Source organism: Alistipes sp. D31t1_170403_E11 (genome assembly GCF_015553985.1).
Lineage (GTDB): Bacteria > Bacteroidota > Bacteroidia > Bacteroidales > Rikenellaceae > Alistipes > Alistipes montrealensis.
Genome location: NZ_JADNHQ010000006.1, coordinates 93,235 through 108,956, shown reverse-complemented (window position 1 = coordinate 108,956; position 15,722 = coordinate 93,235). Strand labels below are relative to the sequence as shown.

Genomic DNA, 15,722 nt, shown 5'->3' with positions numbered 1-15,722 from the left:
TTACAAAAATAGTGCAATCAGCGGCAATTTATCCTATTTAATCCGGCGTTTGCGTCCGGAGAAGGCCAGGATCAGCATGCAGCCCAGGACGGCGGCCGCCGTCGAACCCATCAGGATCGCGATCTTGCCGCGGTCGACCAGGTCGGGATCGGTATAGGCCAGCGAATCGACGAACAGCGACATCGTGAAACCGATACCGCCCAGGCAGGCCACGGCCAGCAGCATGCGCCACGTCGCCCCCTCGGGCAGCTCCGCGAGTCCGGTCTTCACGGCGCCCCAACTGGCGAGGAAGATGCCCAGCGGCTTACCGATGACCAGTCCGAAGAACACGCCCATACCGACCGAACCGATCTCGGGCGAATAATGGAAAATATTGAGGTATTCGAGCGACGAAATCTCGACGCCGGCATTTGCCAGTGCGAAGACGGGCATGATCAGGAACGTGACGTAGGGCGCAAGGCCGTGCTCCAGGCGGTAGCTCATGCCGACCGAATTGGACGAAAGGTCGTGCATGCGGCGCAGGTAGAAGCGCTGCTCTTCGTTGGGGAAATCCTCATGGGAGGCGGCCCGGAGCATCAGCGCATTGAGCCAGCGCATCTTATGGGCGAAATACTCCTTGCTGTAACGCGGCTCCATCGGGATCAGCAGGGCCATCGCCACACCCGAAATGGTCGAGTGAACGCCCGAGTAGTAGAACAGCCCCCAGACCACAAAGGCCGGGACCAGGTAGGAGAACATGCGTTTCTCGCCCATCTGCTTCATGAAGTAAACCCCGAGCATGATGACCAGCGCCACCAGCAGACAGCCGATCTGCACCTTGCCGCCATAGAACAGCGCGATGACCAGGATAGCCCCGAGATCGTCGGCAATAGCCAACGCCGTAAGGAAGATTTTAAGCGATACGGGAACACGGTCGCCCAGCATCGAAAGGATGCCGATAGCAAAGGCAATGTCCGTAGCGGTGGGAATACCCCAACCGTTGGCGGCCATCGTTCCGTGGTTGAAAGCCGTGAAGAAGATCGCCGGGACGAGCATGCCGCCCGCAGCGGCCAGCACCGGGAGAATGGCCCGCCGGGTGGACGAAAGCTGCCCGCAGACAATTTCGCGTTTGATTTCGAGCCCCACGGCGAAAAAGAAAATCACCATCAGGCCGTCGTTGATGAACTTCTCGACGGTCATTCCCCGCGGGAAGATCCAGTCGATCACTCCGTCGGGCGAGCGGACCATCAGCGAAAGGTCGGTTTCGAGCAGGTGGTGGTAGTAGAGTTTGGTCGCCGGCAGGTTGGCCAGCAGCATGGCGGCGATGACGCACACCAGCAGCACGACGCCTCCGGCCCAGGGAGCTTCCAGGAAACTACGGCCGCGAAGCCCCATCATGTGTCGCTGGCGAACCCAGCGGTACATTGAAAACAGTCGCATTTATCGTTCGTTGTTTTTGGCGGCCGACCTGAGCGTCTGCCCGCAGAGCTTCCACAGCATGCGGGCGCCCGTAATGGCGTCGATTCGTTCGTCGGCTACGGGACACACCTCCACCACGTCGAAGCCGATGATGCGGCGTCCCGAGCGAACCAGCGTGTCGAGCAGGTAGACGGCCTGGTTGAATGTAAGTCCGCCCGAAACCGGCGTACCGGTATGGGGGCAGTTTTCGAAGGTGAGTCCGTCGATGTCGAAACTCACGTAAACCTCCTGCGGCAGCACGTCGACGATGCGGCGGCACTGCGCGTCCCACGTCTCGCCGCGAAAAGCGGCGGCAGCGAGCGAAAGGTCGTCGAAGGAGGCGATGCGTTCCGACGAGGCCGCCAGCGCAGCCTCCGTCTCACTGAAGTCGCGCACGGCGACCTGGGCGATCTTCACGACCTGCGGCACATCGCGCAGGACGTTGAACATGATCGAAGCATGGGAAAACTCGAATCCCTCGTACGCGTCGCGCAAATCGCAGTGGGCATCGACATGCAGGATGCCGAACTCCGCGTGCCGCGCGCCCAGCGCCCGGATCAACCCGTAGGGGGTCGAATGGTCGCCACCGACGAGCCCCACCGTCTTGCCGGCGTCGAGCCAGCGTGAAGCCTGCGCCTCGATGTTGGCGTTCATCGCCATACATCCCTCGTTGACGCGGCGGACCTTGCGCACGACATAGTCGTCCTCGAGGCAACCGCCCCCTTCGAGGTGGTCGATTACCCGCGTAGCGTCGGCCCGCAGGCGCTGCGAAGATTCCTGCAGCGAATAGTCCACGTCGGCCGTGGCGATACCGCGGCGCCAGGCGCCGGGAGCCAGCGGATCGTGGAAATCCAACTGTGTCGAAGCTTCGATAATGGCATCGGGCGCATAGGCCGCTCCCGCTCCGTAAGAGACCGTTACGTCCCACGGCGCCGAAATCAGCACCAGTTCCGCCGTTTCGGGATCGAACGGAAGCCCGAAATAGGTCCCGTTGTCCACACCGACACCATCCGGATCGAAGGGTTTCTGTTCCATAACGTTCATCATTCTTTTGCCGTTTCCGCCGTCGGCCCGGGACCATGCAGGCCCGGACTTTGCATTCACCCGGTGAAAACGTTCCGTTTTGAACGGCAAAGGTACGAAAATTTTAATTTTTACCTATCTTTGTTCACCCGAATGACGAGAAACGGAGATAAATACACCAAATTATGAAAATCATTGCCGACAGCGCCATACCCTTTCTGCGGGGTGTCCTAGAGCCGTTCGCCGAGGTGGAATACCTCCCCGGGACGGCAATTTCGGCCGCCGACGCACACGACGCCGACGCGCTGGTGATACGCACCCGCACCCGGTGCGACGAAGCGCTCCTGGCGGGTTCGCGCGTACGAATGATCGCCACGGCGACCATCGGGTTCGACCACATCGACCGGGCCTGGTGCGCGGAGCACGGAATCGAGGTCACCACGGCCGCCGGCTGCAACGCCCGGGGCGTCCTGCAATGGGTCGGCGCGGCACTCGCTCACCTCGCACGCACACAGGGCTGGGAGCCTGCCGAACGGACGTTGGGCATCGTGGGCGTGGGACACGTCGGATCGCTCGTCAGGGAGTATGCCGCAGCGTGGGGATTCCGCGTCATTTGCTGCGACCCGCCGCGTGAAGAGCGGGAACACTGCGGGTTCAGGCCCCTGGAAGAGGTAGCCGGCGAAGCCGACATCCTCACCTTCCACACACCGCTCGACGACACGACGCGGCATATGGCCGGCCGGCAACTGTTCGCCCGGATGAAACCCGGCGCCGTCGTGATCAACTCTTCGCGCGGGGAGGTGGTCGACGGCGACGCCCTGCTGGCGAGCGGACTCGACTGCGCGCTCGATGTCTGGGAGCACGAACCGCACCTCGACCCGGCCCTGCTGGCCCATGCGTTGCTGGCCACGCCCCACATTGCAGGCTATTCCGAACAGGGCAAAGCCAACGCCACGGCTATGTCGGTCGCCTCGCTGGCCCGCCGTTTCGGGTTCCCGCTCGAAGGATGGTATCCGCCCGAAGCCGCCCCGGCGACCCCGCGGCCGATCGGTTGGCAGGAGTTATGTGCAACCATCGGAAAGGCTTACGACATCGGAGCCGAAAGCCGCCGCCTGAAGGAGCGGCCGGGCGATTTCGAGTCCATGCGCGACCATTATGCCTACCGCCGCGAATATTTTTAGCGGATTCACTCTTTTTTAATTACCTTTGCCCGCGATAAATAGCGGCTCAGACAGGCAGCATTCCGGCCCCGTGAAATAAATTCGGCTCCGCGCCCGGCTTGCACGATCTTTGGCTTCGCCTCAGACAGGCGGCGGCTCGGCAAAAGCAAATAAATTTGGCTCCGCCGCCGGATTGCACTATCTTTGGCTTCGCCTTAGACAGGCGGCGGCTCGGCAAAAGCAAATAAATTTGCTTCTGCACTCGCCTTGCACTATCTTTGCGGCAATTACTTCGAAAAAAAATGTACCGGAGATTTATAAAGCCCGTGCTTTTCTCGCTCACCATCGAGCGGGCCCATCATGCGGTGCTGCTGTTGCTGCGCATCATCGGGCTGATTCCCGGCGGCCGCTGGCTGCTGCGCAAGTGCTACGCCGTGAAGCACCCGGCGCTCGAACGCGAGGTCTTCGGCATCCGCTTCGCCAACCCCGTCGGGCTGGCGGCCGGATTCGACCGCAACGGCGAAGCGTTCCGCGAACTGGCCGCACTGGGATTCGGATTCATCGAAGTGGGGACCGTGACGCCCCGTCCTCAGGCGGGCAATCCGCGGCCGCGGGTCTTCCGCCTGCCCAAGGACAACGCCATCATCAACCGCATCGGACTTTCGAACCGCGGTCTCGAAGCCACCATCCGCCACCTCCGGCGTCCGCACAACGGGGTAATCGTAGGCTGCAACATCGGCAAAAACACCGCAACACCCGCCGAGAACGCCCCGGCCGATTACCTGAAACTCTTCCGCAGCCTTTATCAGTACGCGGACTATTTCACCGTGAACATCAGCTGCGACAACGCCTGCCGGGAAGGGCTGACACATACGCGCGAACATATTCTCCAGATACTCAACCCGCTGTTCGACTTCCGGCGCGGCCAGAACCAGTTCCGGCCGATCATGCTCAAAATCTCGCCCGACATGTCCGACGAGGTGATCGACCAGATCACCGACGTGCTGCTCGAAACACCGCTCGACGGCATCGTGGCAACCAACGGAACCCACAGTCGCGAGGGGCTGCACACGAGCCGGGCGTCGCTCGAAAAGATCGGCAGCGGACGCCTCAGCGGCGCTCCGCTTACCCGCCGCGCTGTAGAGGTCGTACGCCGGGTGCACACGCGTTCGGGCGGAAACTACCCCATCATCGGCGTCGGCGGAGTGATGTCGGCCGACGACGTGCGGGCAATGCTCGACGCCGGGGCCGACCTCGTACAACTCTACACCGGCTACGTTTACAACGGCCCCGGAATCGTCAAAGAGGTGTGCCGCGCGCTGATCGCCGACGCGGAAGCCCGGCAGGCCAAGGCGACCGCAGGAACAGCAGCAGCTCCGAAAACCGGCGACTCGGAACTCCCCGAAGCCGCCAACACTCCGCAAACGCCGCAGGAACCTGCGGAAAATCAGTAACCATCCGGCCATGAAAGCGACAATCATCACCATCGGCGATGAAATACTCATCGGACAGATCGTGGATACCAATTCGGTTTCCATTGCCAAACACCTCAATGCGGCCGGCATCGTGGTCCGCGAGAAAATCTCGATCGGCGACGACCGGGCACAGATTATCCAGACCGTGGAAAACGCCCTCGCGGGCTCGGAGGTGACCGTCGTCACGGGAGGCCTCGGCCCCACGAAGGACGACATCACCAAGAAGACCCTCGCAGAGATGTTCCACTGCGAAATGCGCTATGACGAGCGAGTAGCGGAGCACGTCGAGAAAATGCTCGCCGAGCGCGGCATCGGGTTCAACGAGCTCAACCGCTCGCAGGCAATGGTTCCCGCATGCTGCACGGTCCTGTTCAACGCCCACGGCACAGCCCCGGGCATGTGGTTCGAACGCGACGGGCACGTGATCGTCTCGCTGCCGGGCGTACCCTTCGAAATGGAACACCTGATCGAAGACGAGGTGATGCCCCGCCTGAAGGCCCATTTCGCACTGCGGCAGATCGTCCACCGCACGATGATCACCGCCGGACTCGCCGAGTCGATGCTCGCCGAGCGGATCGAAGCATGGGAAAACGCCCTGCCCCCGTACCTGAAACTGGCTTACCTGCCCAATCCGGGTGCGGTACGCCTGCGCCTGTCGGCCTATGAGGTGGAAGGAGAGAGCGTCGCCCGCGAAATAGAGAGCCAGTTCGAGGCGCTGCGCAAGATCATTCCCCACAACATCCTCGGGTTCGAGACCGCGACCATGCAGGAGGTAGTGCACGAAATACTCACCCGGCGGGGACTGACGCTCGCCGTGGCTGAAAGTTGCACGGGCGGTTCGATCGCCGCGCGGTTTACGGCCATGCCCGGCGCATCGGCTTACTTCCTCTGCGGCGTAGTGTCGTACAGCAACGATTCGAAAACCAGGCTCCTGGGCGTCGATGCCGCGGACATCGCACGTTACGGCGCCGTGAGCGAACAGGTGGCCCGCCAGATGGCCGAAGGGGCCCGCCGTGCGGCCGGCGCCGACTACGCCGTCGCCACCACCGGCATCGCAGGCCCCACGGGCGGCTCGGCGGAGAAACCCGTCGGCACGGTCTGGATAGCCGTGGCAACGCCCCGACAGACGGTCGCCATCCTCAAACAGTGCGGAACCGACCGGGGACAAATCATCGACCGCGCCAGCGCCTTCGCCCTCGGCCTGCTGCGCGACTGCCTCAATGGAAATTAAAACTTCAGCCATGAATAAATTACTCGCCCTACTGGCTGTAATCGCGCTGACAGCCTCCTGCAACAGTTTCAAGCCGGAAAAAAACGTACACCGGCTGCTGATCGACCGTACACAGACCCTCGCTGTCGCCGAAAGTTGTACGGGAGGTTCCATCGCGGCCCGGTTTACGGCCATGCCCGGCGCATCGGCCTATTTCAAAGGCGGCGTGGTAGCCTACTGGAACCAGACGAAAGAACTGTTGCTGGGTATCTCGCGCGACACCATCGCCCGCTACGGCGTGGTGAGCGAGCAGATCGTACGCAAAATGGCCGAGGGCGTCCGCCATGCGGCCGACGCCCACTACGGAATCGCCACTACCGGCATCGCAGGCCCTTCGGGCGGCACGCCCGAACTCCCGGTAGGCTCGATCTGGATCGCCGTCAGCTCACCCGAACGCACCGTATCGCGGCTGATTCACGTAAACGGCAGCCGCAACAAAGTCATCCGCAAAGCCGGTACGGCTGCCGTCGCCCTGCTCGAAGAAGAACTGTTGACAGAGAAAACGGCCCGATATAATCCCTAAATAAGCGAATTTATAGCCTTTTTATTTGGTTTTTACGGTTTTTACGGTTACTTTTGAGCGTTTTTAGCCCAAAAAGTAATGAAAAACGCCCTGCTGCTTTTAGCCATATTGGTAGCGTCCGTATCGTCTGCTACCGCCCAAACCGCAGCCGACGGGCTCGACACTACGCTTGTAGCCTATTACCGCTGGTGCAACCGCCACAAACAAGATCCGGAAATGCCGCTCAAAGCCGACACCATGTTCCGGCTGGCGGGCGAGAAACAGAACCGCCGCATGCAATCCGTGGCGATGTGCCTGAAAACCGACTATTACTACTATACCGGCAACTTCGACTCGGTCAAAGTGTGGGTCGCACGCACCCAGCAATTCACCCGGGAGCACAACCAATTGACGCACTATTATTTCGTCTGGACACGGCTGATCACCTATTACACCAAATACAGCAAATACACCCTCGCACAATACGAACTGGAACGCTTTCGCGACCAGGCGATCCGGGACGACTACAAACCGGCCATCGCCGAGGCATACAAGCAGTTGGGGCATATATACCGAACCAAATCGCTTTACGACACAGCGATCGACTCCTACCGCAAAGCCATCGGGATCGCCGGTCCGAACGGGCTGAAAGAGGTCGATATCTCCTACCTCTACCTGCAACTGGGCGAGATGTATACCCTGCAGAAAAAATACGACCAGGCCGACGAGGCGCTCCGGATGGCCGAAAAAACCATTCTGCTCCCCGAGCATATCTGGCGTGTCCGCATCGCCCGGGCCAACCGCTATGCGAACGAAGGGGATTTTTCGCACGCCCGGCAGCTCCTGCGCGAAATCCGCGAGGGGAACAACGGCTACGTCTCGGAAAACAAGATCGAGGAGATCGAGATCGCCATTTACCGGGGCAGCGGCGAACTGAACAAAGCGCTGGCAATCGTCAACAAGCAGTTGGCCGCCTACGAAACGCAGCAGGACAGCACGTCCAGTATGCATTATTTCTATATCCCGATGCTCGGGACCCGGGCTGCGATCAATTACGAACTGGGGAATTACAGGGCCGCAGCCGAAGACCTTTCGCAGCAGACAGCGTTGGCACAGGAGAGGTACGAGCACAATAACCGGGAGACGCTCAACGAATTCGCCACGCTTTTCGATGTCGAACGCCTCGACCGCGAAAAGATCGAAGCGCAGCAGCAGGCCCAGGCCGAACGGCTGCGCCGTGCCCGCATATTCGAAATCGGACTGGGCGTCATCCTGCTGCTGGCCACGGCATTCATCGTCATCCTGACGCGCCTCAACCGACGCCTGGCCCACGCCAAGCGCGCCGCCGAAGAGGCCAACCGGATGAAAAGCCATTTCATCCGCAACATCACCCACGAGATCAACACGCCGCTGAACTCGATTGTCGGATTCGCCGAATTGGCCGCAACGACTGCGGACGACGATCCCGAACGCAGCGTCTATATCGACATCATCTGGGAAAACAGCGGCAATCTGCAAAAACTGGTGAGCGACGTACTCTATATCGCCGACCTCGAATCGTCCGACAATCCCCCGGCGGCCGCTCCGGTCGAAATCAATGCCTGCTGCCGGGAGTGTATTCACAACCTGGCGAAAAGCGAACGGCAGCAGGCTGAAATCCAGTTCCTGCCAGGACGGGAAGCGTTCCGGCTCAGGACATCGGAGCTTCTGCTCTCCAAAGCGCTCACCGAATTGCTGCGCAACGCCGTCCGTTTCACCGACCCGGCGAAGGGCGTTACGCTCTCCTACGACCTGTCCGAAGACAGCCGCAGCATCACCTTCGCAGTTACGGACTTCGGTCCCGGTGTGCCCGAAGGAGAGCACGAGCATATTTTCGAACGGTTCGTCAAGCTCGACACCTTCACCCAGGGCCTCGGGCTCGGACTGTCCGTCAGCCGGCTGATCGCACGCGCGTTGGGCGGCGATGTACGCCTCGACACGGGACATGCCTCCGGGGCACGGTTCCTGCTGACAATCCCCGTCAAATAGCCCCTATCAGCCTCCGAATCGGGCTTCCGGCCGAAAAAAAAGGTGGCCGCCTTTGCTATTTGCCGAAAAGGTTGTATATTTGCACTCCCTTAACCGGGTTTTAACCAAAAAAAAATCAAACAATGAAAGTTTGCGAAATCACAGGCAAGGTGGCGATTGTGGGCAACAACGTCTCGCACTCGCACCACAAGACCAAGCGCAAATTCAGTCCCAATCTGAAAACCAAGCGCTTCTGGTCCGAGCAGGAGGGCCGCTGGATTACCCTGAAGGTATCCGCTGCCGGAATGAAAACAATTAACAAGAAAGGGCTCGCAGCCGCTCTTCGCGAAGCTGCCGCACCCAAAAGCGTGTACTAAAAACAACGAGTAACAAATGGCAAAGAAAGGCAACAGAGTTCAGGTCATCCTCGAGTGCACCGAACAAAAAGAGAGCGGCGTTGCGGGAATGTCCCGTTACATCACCACCAAGAACAAGAAAAACACCCCCGATCGTCTGGAGCGTAAGAAGTACAATCCTTTCCTCAAGCGGGTTACCGTTCACCGTGAAATCAAATAGTAAAGAAGCTCTATGGCAAAGAAAGTAGTCGCAACACTGAAAACCGGCACGGGTAAGCAATTCACCAAGTGCATCAAGATGGTCAAGTCGGAAAAAACCGGTTCCTACATGTTCAAGGAAGGCGTCATTCCCAACGACCAGGTAAAGGATTTCTTCGACGAGAAGAAATAAGTATTTTAAGAGATCACTCTTAAATACAAAGGGCATCTTTCGGGATGCCCTTTGTGTTTTCCATTGCCCGCCCCCCCCCAACCTTCATCCGTTTATAAGCATCCGCAGCCCATATTCCGATAAATTCCTGCCGAGATTTGCTATTCCAGCACAGAAAAGGTAACTTTGGAAAAAATTCCGGAGAACATGGAGTTGAAAACCATCGCATTTTATAACTGGGTATATCCAGGAGGAGGGGGCGAGACCGTAACTCGCAACCTCGGGCATTTCTTCCGCAGTAAAGGCTTTCGAATCGTCATCTATGCGGGAACGTTATTCGAAGACATTCTCACAGAGGAGGACCGTCGCGATTTTACACGAATTACCGTACCGCTCAAAGCACAGGGAAACAAACAAATCGACTATGACGCATTCTGCCAATCGCTGAACAGCGAACAAGTCGACTGCCTGATCGTACAAGGAATGGTACACACGGATTTCGCACGAATCCGCCGTGATGTCGGATGCAAGATCATCTTCTGCATACACAGCATCCCGCTCTGGGAAGTCCGTGCGGCCCGCAGCAAGCGTTGTTCGGATCTTCCGAAACCGACCTTGCTAAAAAAACTGGAATTCCTATTGTTTCGCCAACCCACAAACCTCCTGACCAACAAACTGAAACATCGAGTTTTGAAGTCATATACCGAAGTACTTCCTCACTTAGATCGATTGGTAATGCTTTGTCCGGAATACAAAGAAGAAATGCAGTTGCAGATTCGCAAATCGGGGTATCCTGGCAGCAAAGCCCCGGATGAAAAATTCATGTCGATCTCCAACCCGCTGCTTCCACCCTTATTTCCGGTTGACCGAGAAACCCCGAAGGAGAAAACTGTGCTTTACGTCGGAAGGCTCAAGCGTGAAGACAAACGGGTCGACCGATTGCTGACGATCTGGCAAAAGATAGAACGCTCGATTCCCGAATGGAGGCTCCAGATACTCGGTCGAGGCGAAGAAATGGAGACACTCCGAAAACAAGCCGCTCGGCTGGGGCTGAAACGGATCGAATTTATGGGGCATCAGACAGACGTAGTGCCCTACTATCGCCGTGCTTCGTTCATCTGCCTGACCTCAAATTTCGAAGGGCTTCCGATGTGCCTGATCGAAGCACAGCAATACGGAGTCATCCCCGTGGCGTTTGACTCATTCGCAGCCATTCGCGGAATCACGGAAAACGGCAAGGCCGGTATTATGGTTCCGGCCTTCAACAAACGCAAATACGCCGCGAGACTAAAAGCAGTCCTGCTGGACAACGACCAGCAGGAACAGATGCGTAAACACTGCTACGACGCTCCCTCCAAATACGACATTCAGGTTATCGGACAACAGTGGCTCGACCTATTTTCAGAACTGTAATCGCAGTATGAAAAAGATCGCATTCGTCATCGCTCGATACGGAACAGGAATCAACGGAGGGGCCGAAGTCCATTGCCGAATGCTTGCGGAACGCTTACTTCCCAGCTACGATGTAGAAGTGCTAACCTCAACTATTCGGATTTTTGGAGACTCCGCCAAGGATTATCCGGAAGGAACGACCTGCGAAAACGGCGTCGTGGTGCGGCGGTTCAAACCGCAGCCCATTGAAGCCAACCACAACCGGCAGTACCGCAAACAATGCAAATTGGCTCGTCGCATCCGATTCTATCTGCAAAGGCTCGGAATACTCCGGGTCGTTTCTTCGTTGCATCCCGTGTGGAAATGGGGCGTCGCGAAAGAAAGTCGCTTTCTCAAATCACAAGTGTCGTACACCCCGGCTCTGCTGCACCACATCAAAACGCACAAGGCCGGATACAACGCATTGATCTTTATAAATCTCTATTTCGCCGAAACGGTCCTGGGATCGGTCATCGCGCCGGAAAAAAGCATACTCATTCCACTGGCGCATCCGAACAAACCGCTTTATTACAGCATAAATGCCCCGGCCTTCACCCGTGTAAAACATATCGCATTCAATACGGCCGCCGAAGAACGGCTGTGCCGCAGTATTTTTGGAAAGGCGTTGGCCCCGGCGAGCATCGTCGGATGCGGTATTGAAGAAGCCCCGGCGGCTGATTGGGACCGCGTGAAGGTCAAATATGGGCTTCCAGAACACTATGTACTCTATTTGGGACGCGTTTCGGAGGCCAAGGTCGATAAGTTGCTGCCCTATTTCCTTCGTTACAAAAAACACTTCGACAACGATGTGAAACTGGTACTGGCCGGCGGCTTCGAAGCGTCGATCAAACGGTTCGAAGCCCCGGACATCCACTTTACGGGCTATGTCAGCGACGAAGAGAAAAGTGCAATTATCCGCCACTCCGCGGCGATGGTCAACCCGTCACCCATGGAGAGCCTTTCGCTGCTGATGCTCGAAGGGATGCAGAACCGCATACCGCTGTTGGTCAACGGACGCAGCGAGGTAATGAAGGACCACTGCCGCTTGAGCGGTGCAGCGTTGTGGTACGACAACGGCAGGGATTTCGGCCGCAAACTCCACCGACTACTCTCCGATTCCGCGCTGCGCCGGGCAATGAGCGAGAAAGGGCCCGCCTACATCCATGAACACTACGACTGGGACGTGATCATTTCCAAACTCCGGAAGCTGATCGAGAACATTTGACAGCCAGTCAGCATCAAAAAACGGAGCGCCCTTTTCAGGTGCTCCGTTTTTTACGGTCAACTCCGCATCGTATCAGAATTTGTGTACGGCGCGCACGAGGAATTTATTGTACTTCGGGATTTCGATCACGTAGGGAGGTTCGATACCCATATGGGTCGTGTAGGCGTTCTTCTCGTCCATTTCGGTCGAGGAGAAGTAGTATACGAGGCGGTCCATACGCTTACCTCCGGCATCCTTGAGCGCATCGTTGAACTTATTGCGCGCCTGGCGGTTGTTCGTCACACGGGTTCCGCCGTTATAGTTGTGCCCGATAGTCAGCAGTTCGTCGATGGCAGGCAGATACCAGCCCTCGCCCTTGTCGCGACACCATTTGAAAGCCGGGAAATCATCCCACGAGAGGTTGTTGGCCGCAATGTACTGCGCCACCTTTTCCATATTCTCCACTCCGTCGGTACGGTTGTCGGCGCCGGCCACGCGCAGATTGGGTTTGCGGAACTCGCTCCAATGGAGGTAAATTTCGTCGAGCGACACCACCAGGCCATGCAGGCGGTCGTCCGAAAGCTGGCAAATCACACCCTTGATGCCGTTCTGATCATAGAGTTCGCCGATCTCGTATTGTTTGAGCACATACTGTCCGCCGGGAACAGGCTGCGCAGGGACAGCCGGGGTTGCAGGAGTCTCGGGAACCGCAGGAGTTGCAGGGACAGCCGGGGTCAGCGGCGTTGCGGGGATACTCTTGGTATAATACTCCTTTTCGCCGTTGGCATACTGGATGTAATGAATCTCCGCAACGGGAAGCACGTAAGTCGGACCGTCGGGATTCGAGAAACGTTTGTAACGCACCGCATCGGGCGTAATTTCAATCACTTTGGCTTCGATCTTCGTGGCGTCGGTCTTGACGATCAAGTCCTGGGCGGCGGCCGTCAGTACCCCGCAAAGCGCTGCGAACAACAGCAGAATGGTTCTTTTCATCATTATAGATAAAGGTATATACGACAAATATAACGTTTTTTTCCAAACTTTCTTGTTATCTTTGCCAAAAGAAAAACTTTCACACAGGCAGGCGGCGCCCCGGCAAACCCAGGCAAACCTGGTTTGCAGCCGGCTTACGCAGCCTTTCCAAAGAAATTCATAACGACATGGCATTTTTCGATATTTTCAAAAAGAAACAGGATACGCCGCCCACCGGGGAGCAGGCGCAGAAACAACAGGAAGAACTCAGCGCCGGACTGGAAAAAACGAAAACGGGGCTTTTCTCGAAACTGGCGCGCGCCGTGGCGGGCCGCTCGACGATCGACGCCGACGTGCTGGACGACCTCGAAGAGGTGCTCATTTCGTCGGACGTGGGCGTGGAGACGACCGTGAAGATCATCCGCCGCATCGAAGAGCGCGTCGCCCGGGACAAATACATGAACGCCTCGGAATTGCAGTCGATCCTGCGCGAGGAGATTATGACGCTGATGGAGGACGCACACGGTTCGTCGGAGCATTTCGGACTGGACGCCACCGAGGGCCAGCCCTATGTGGTGATGGTCGTAGGCGTCAACGGCGCCGGCAAGACCACGACCATCGGCAAGCTGGCGGCGCAACTCAACAAAGCGGGGCGCAAGGTCTGGATCGGCGCGGCGGACACGTTCCGCGCAGCTGCTATCGACCAGTTGCAGGTGTGGGCCGACCGCGCGGGAGCTACGATGATCCGCCAGCAGATGGGATCGGACCCTGCATCGGTGGCTTTCGATACGCTCACATCGGCCAAGGCCAACGGCGCCGACGTGGTGCTGATCGACACCGCCGGGCGTCTGCACAACAAGGTCAACCTGATGAACGAGCTGACGAAAATCCGCAACGTCATGGCAAAGGTAATCCCCGGCGCACCGCACGAAGTGATGCTCGTACTCGACGGCTCGACGGGACAGAACGCCTTCGAGCAGGCAAAGCAGTTCACGCAGGCCACACAGGTCACCTCGCTCACGATCACCAAACTCGACGGCACGGCCAAGGGCGGTGTCGTGATCGGCATCAGCGACCAGTTCCACATCCCGGTACGCTACATCGGCATCGGCGAAGGCATCGACCAACTGCGGATCTTCGACCGCAAGGAGTTCGTCAACGCACTGTTCGGCGAAAGCAAGTAACCCTCGATGAAAAAAATTAACGTCATAACGCTCGGCTGCTCGAAGAACACGGTCGACAGCGAGCACCTGATGGCACGGCTTTCGGCGGCCGGATACGAAGTGCTGTACGACAGCGACCGCACCGACGCCAAGGTCGTGGTGATCAACACCTGCGGATTTATCGGCGACGCAAAACAGGAATCGATCGACATGATCCTTCGGGCCGCTGCGGCAAAAAGCGCCGGAAAGATCGAAAAGCTCTTCGTCGTGGGCTGTCTTTCGGAACGTTATGCAGACTGCCTGCGGACCGAAATCCCCGAGGTGGACGACTATTTCGGAGCCCGCACCTGGGACGGCATCGTCCGCGCCCTGGGGGCCGCCGAGGACCCGGCGCTGGCTACCGAACGCTGCCTGACGACCCCGAAGCACTACGCCTACCTGAAGATTTCGGAGGGCTGCAACTGGAAATGCGGTTACTGCGCCATTCCGCTCATCCGCGGCCAGCACATTTCAGTTCCGATGGAGGAGCTGGAGGAGGAGGCCCGCAAGCTGGCCGGACGGGGCGTCCGGGAGTTGATGGTCATTGCGCAGGATACGACCTACTACGGCATCGACCTCTACGGCAAGCGGATGCTCGCCGAGTTGCTGCGCCGCCTCTGCCGCATCGACTGCATCGAATGGATACGGCTCCACTACGCCTACCCGGCGGCTTTTCCCGGCGAGGTGATCGAAGTCATGGCTTCGGAACCGAAAATCTGCAAATACCTCGACATTCCGTTCCAGCATATCTCCGACGCACAACTCGCGTCCATGCACCGCCGCCATACCAAGGCCGAAGCGATGGAGCTGATCCGCCGCCTGCGCGGGGCGATTCCCGACCTGGCGCTGCGCACGACACTGCTGGTGGGTTATCCGGGCGAAACGGAGGCCGATTTCGAGGAGTTGCTGGCATTCGTGCGCGAGGTGCGCTTCGAACGGCTGGGCGTCTTCCCCTACTCGGAGGAAGAGGGAACGTGGTCGGCCGAAAAGCTCCGGGACAACGTGCCCGAAGCGGTCAAGCAGGAGCGTGTAGAGCGCATCATGGCCCTGCAAAATGAAATTTCGCTCGAAAACAACCGCAGCCGCGTAGGACGCACCGAACGGGTGATCGTCGATTCGCGCCAGGGCGATTTCTACGTAGGGCGCACGCAGTACGACTCACCCGAAGTGGACCAGGAAATCCTGATTCCGGCATCGGGACGACGGTTGCTGCGCGGGCATTTCTACGACGTAACGATCACCTCGGCCGCCGACTACGACCTTTACGGAGAAGCGGTAAATGCGAGGCCGTAACCAGAAAGTCCCCGCCAAGG

Annotated in this window: 15 protein-coding genes; 12 read left to right on the top strand and 3 right to left on the bottom strand. The window is 58.4% G+C overall.

The genetic code is table 11. The features are described from left to right. Positions 1-33: 33 nt before the first annotated feature. Positions 34-1,419, bottom strand: a complete 1,386-nt coding sequence (gene nhaA, locus I2E69_RS12465; RefSeq protein ID WP_229095500.1) for a Na+/H+ antiporter NhaA — start codon at positions 1,417-1,419, stop codon at positions 34-36. Beyond that, positions 1,420-2,472, bottom strand: coding sequence for an agmatinase family protein (locus tag I2E69_RS12460; protein ID WP_195461576.1), 1,053 nt, complete (start codon positions 2,470-2,472; stop codon positions 1,420-1,422). It abuts the gene before it with no gap. Positions 2,473-2,645: 173 nt separating this feature from the next. Between I2E69_RS12460 and I2E69_RS12455 the strand changes: the two genes are divergently transcribed. The 10 genes from I2E69_RS12455 to I2E69_RS12410 all read left to right on the top strand — a co-directional run bounded on the left by I2E69_RS12455 (position 2,646) and on the right by I2E69_RS12410 (position 12,256). Beyond that, a complete protein-coding gene (locus I2E69_RS12455) occupies positions 2,646-3,641 on the top strand; it encodes a 4-phosphoerythronate dehydrogenase (protein ID WP_195461558.1) in 996 nt (331 codons plus the stop codon). A gap of 281 nt (positions 3,642-3,922) precedes the next feature. Continuing rightward, on the top strand, positions 3,923-5,074 hold the full coding sequence (locus I2E69_RS12450) for a quinone-dependent dihydroorotate dehydrogenase (protein WP_195461557.1): 1,152 nt from the start codon (positions 3,923-3,925) through the stop codon (positions 5,072-5,074). A gap of 10 nt (positions 5,075-5,084) precedes the next feature. Then, on the top strand, positions 5,085-6,326 hold the full coding sequence (locus I2E69_RS12445; RefSeq protein WP_195461556.1) for a competence/damage-inducible protein A: 1,242 nt from the start codon (positions 5,085-5,087) through the stop codon (positions 6,324-6,326). Between the two features lie 10 nt (positions 6,327-6,336). After that, the gene (locus I2E69_RS12440) at positions 6,337-6,888 is read left to right on the top strand and encodes a CinA family protein (RefSeq protein ID WP_195461555.1); all 552 of its coding nucleotides are present in this window, start codon (positions 6,337-6,339) and stop codon (positions 6,886-6,888) included. Positions 6,889-6,966: 78 nt separating this feature from the next. After that, positions 6,967-8,895 carry a sensor histidine kinase gene (locus I2E69_RS12435; RefSeq protein WP_195461554.1) on the top strand — a complete coding sequence of 643 codons (1,929 nt, stop codon included), beginning with the start codon at positions 6,967-6,969 and terminating at the stop codon, positions 8,893-8,895. 122 nt (positions 8,896-9,017) lie between these two features. Continuing rightward, a complete protein-coding gene (gene rpmB / locus I2E69_RS12430) occupies positions 9,018-9,251 on the top strand; it encodes a 50S ribosomal protein L28 (RefSeq protein ID WP_022062508.1) in 234 nt (77 codons plus the stop codon). A 16-nt stretch (positions 9,252-9,267) separates the two neighbouring features. Then, on the top strand, positions 9,268-9,450 hold the full coding sequence (gene rpmG, locus I2E69_RS12425; RefSeq protein ID WP_015547264.1) for a 50S ribosomal protein L33: 183 nt from the start codon (positions 9,268-9,270) through the stop codon (positions 9,448-9,450). A gap of 12 nt (positions 9,451-9,462) precedes the next feature. After that, positions 9,463-9,621: a DUF4295 domain-containing protein gene (locus tag I2E69_RS12420; protein WP_195461553.1), complete on the top strand. Its 159-nt coding sequence runs from the start codon at positions 9,463-9,465 to the stop codon at positions 9,619-9,621. Between the two features lie 186 nt (positions 9,622-9,807). Further along, on the top strand, positions 9,808-11,013 hold the full coding sequence (locus tag I2E69_RS12415) for a glycosyltransferase (protein ID WP_195461552.1): 1,206 nt from the start codon (positions 9,808-9,810) through the stop codon (positions 11,011-11,013). 7 nt (positions 11,014-11,020) lie between these two features. Continuing rightward, entirely contained in the window at positions 11,021-12,256 is a 1,236-nt protein-coding gene (locus I2E69_RS12410; RefSeq protein WP_195461551.1) for a glycosyltransferase family 4 protein, read from the top strand. A 72-nt stretch (positions 12,257-12,328) separates the two neighbouring features. Here I2E69_RS12410 and I2E69_RS12405 read toward each other — a convergent pair whose 3' ends face one another. Continuing rightward, positions 12,329-13,228 (bottom strand): hypothetical protein, encoded by a 900-nt coding sequence (locus tag I2E69_RS12405; protein WP_229095499.1) that lies wholly within the window; start codon positions 13,226-13,228, stop codon positions 12,329-12,331. Positions 13,229-13,395: 167 nt separating this feature from the next. On the opposite strand from I2E69_RS12405, the gene ftsY reads away from it, so the two are divergent. Both ftsY and rimO read left to right on the top strand, forming a co-directional pair. Then, positions 13,396-14,391: a signal recognition particle-docking protein FtsY gene (gene ftsY / locus I2E69_RS12400; RefSeq protein ID WP_195461549.1), complete on the top strand. Its 996-nt coding sequence runs from the start codon at positions 13,396-13,398 to the stop codon at positions 14,389-14,391. 6 nt (positions 14,392-14,397) lie between these two features. Next, positions 14,398-15,702 carry a 30S ribosomal protein S12 methylthiotransferase RimO gene (gene rimO / locus I2E69_RS12395; protein WP_195461548.1) on the top strand — a complete coding sequence of 435 codons (1,305 nt, stop codon included), beginning with the start codon at positions 14,398-14,400 and terminating at the stop codon, positions 15,700-15,702. The last annotated feature ends 20 nt before the right edge of the window (positions 15,703-15,722 follow it).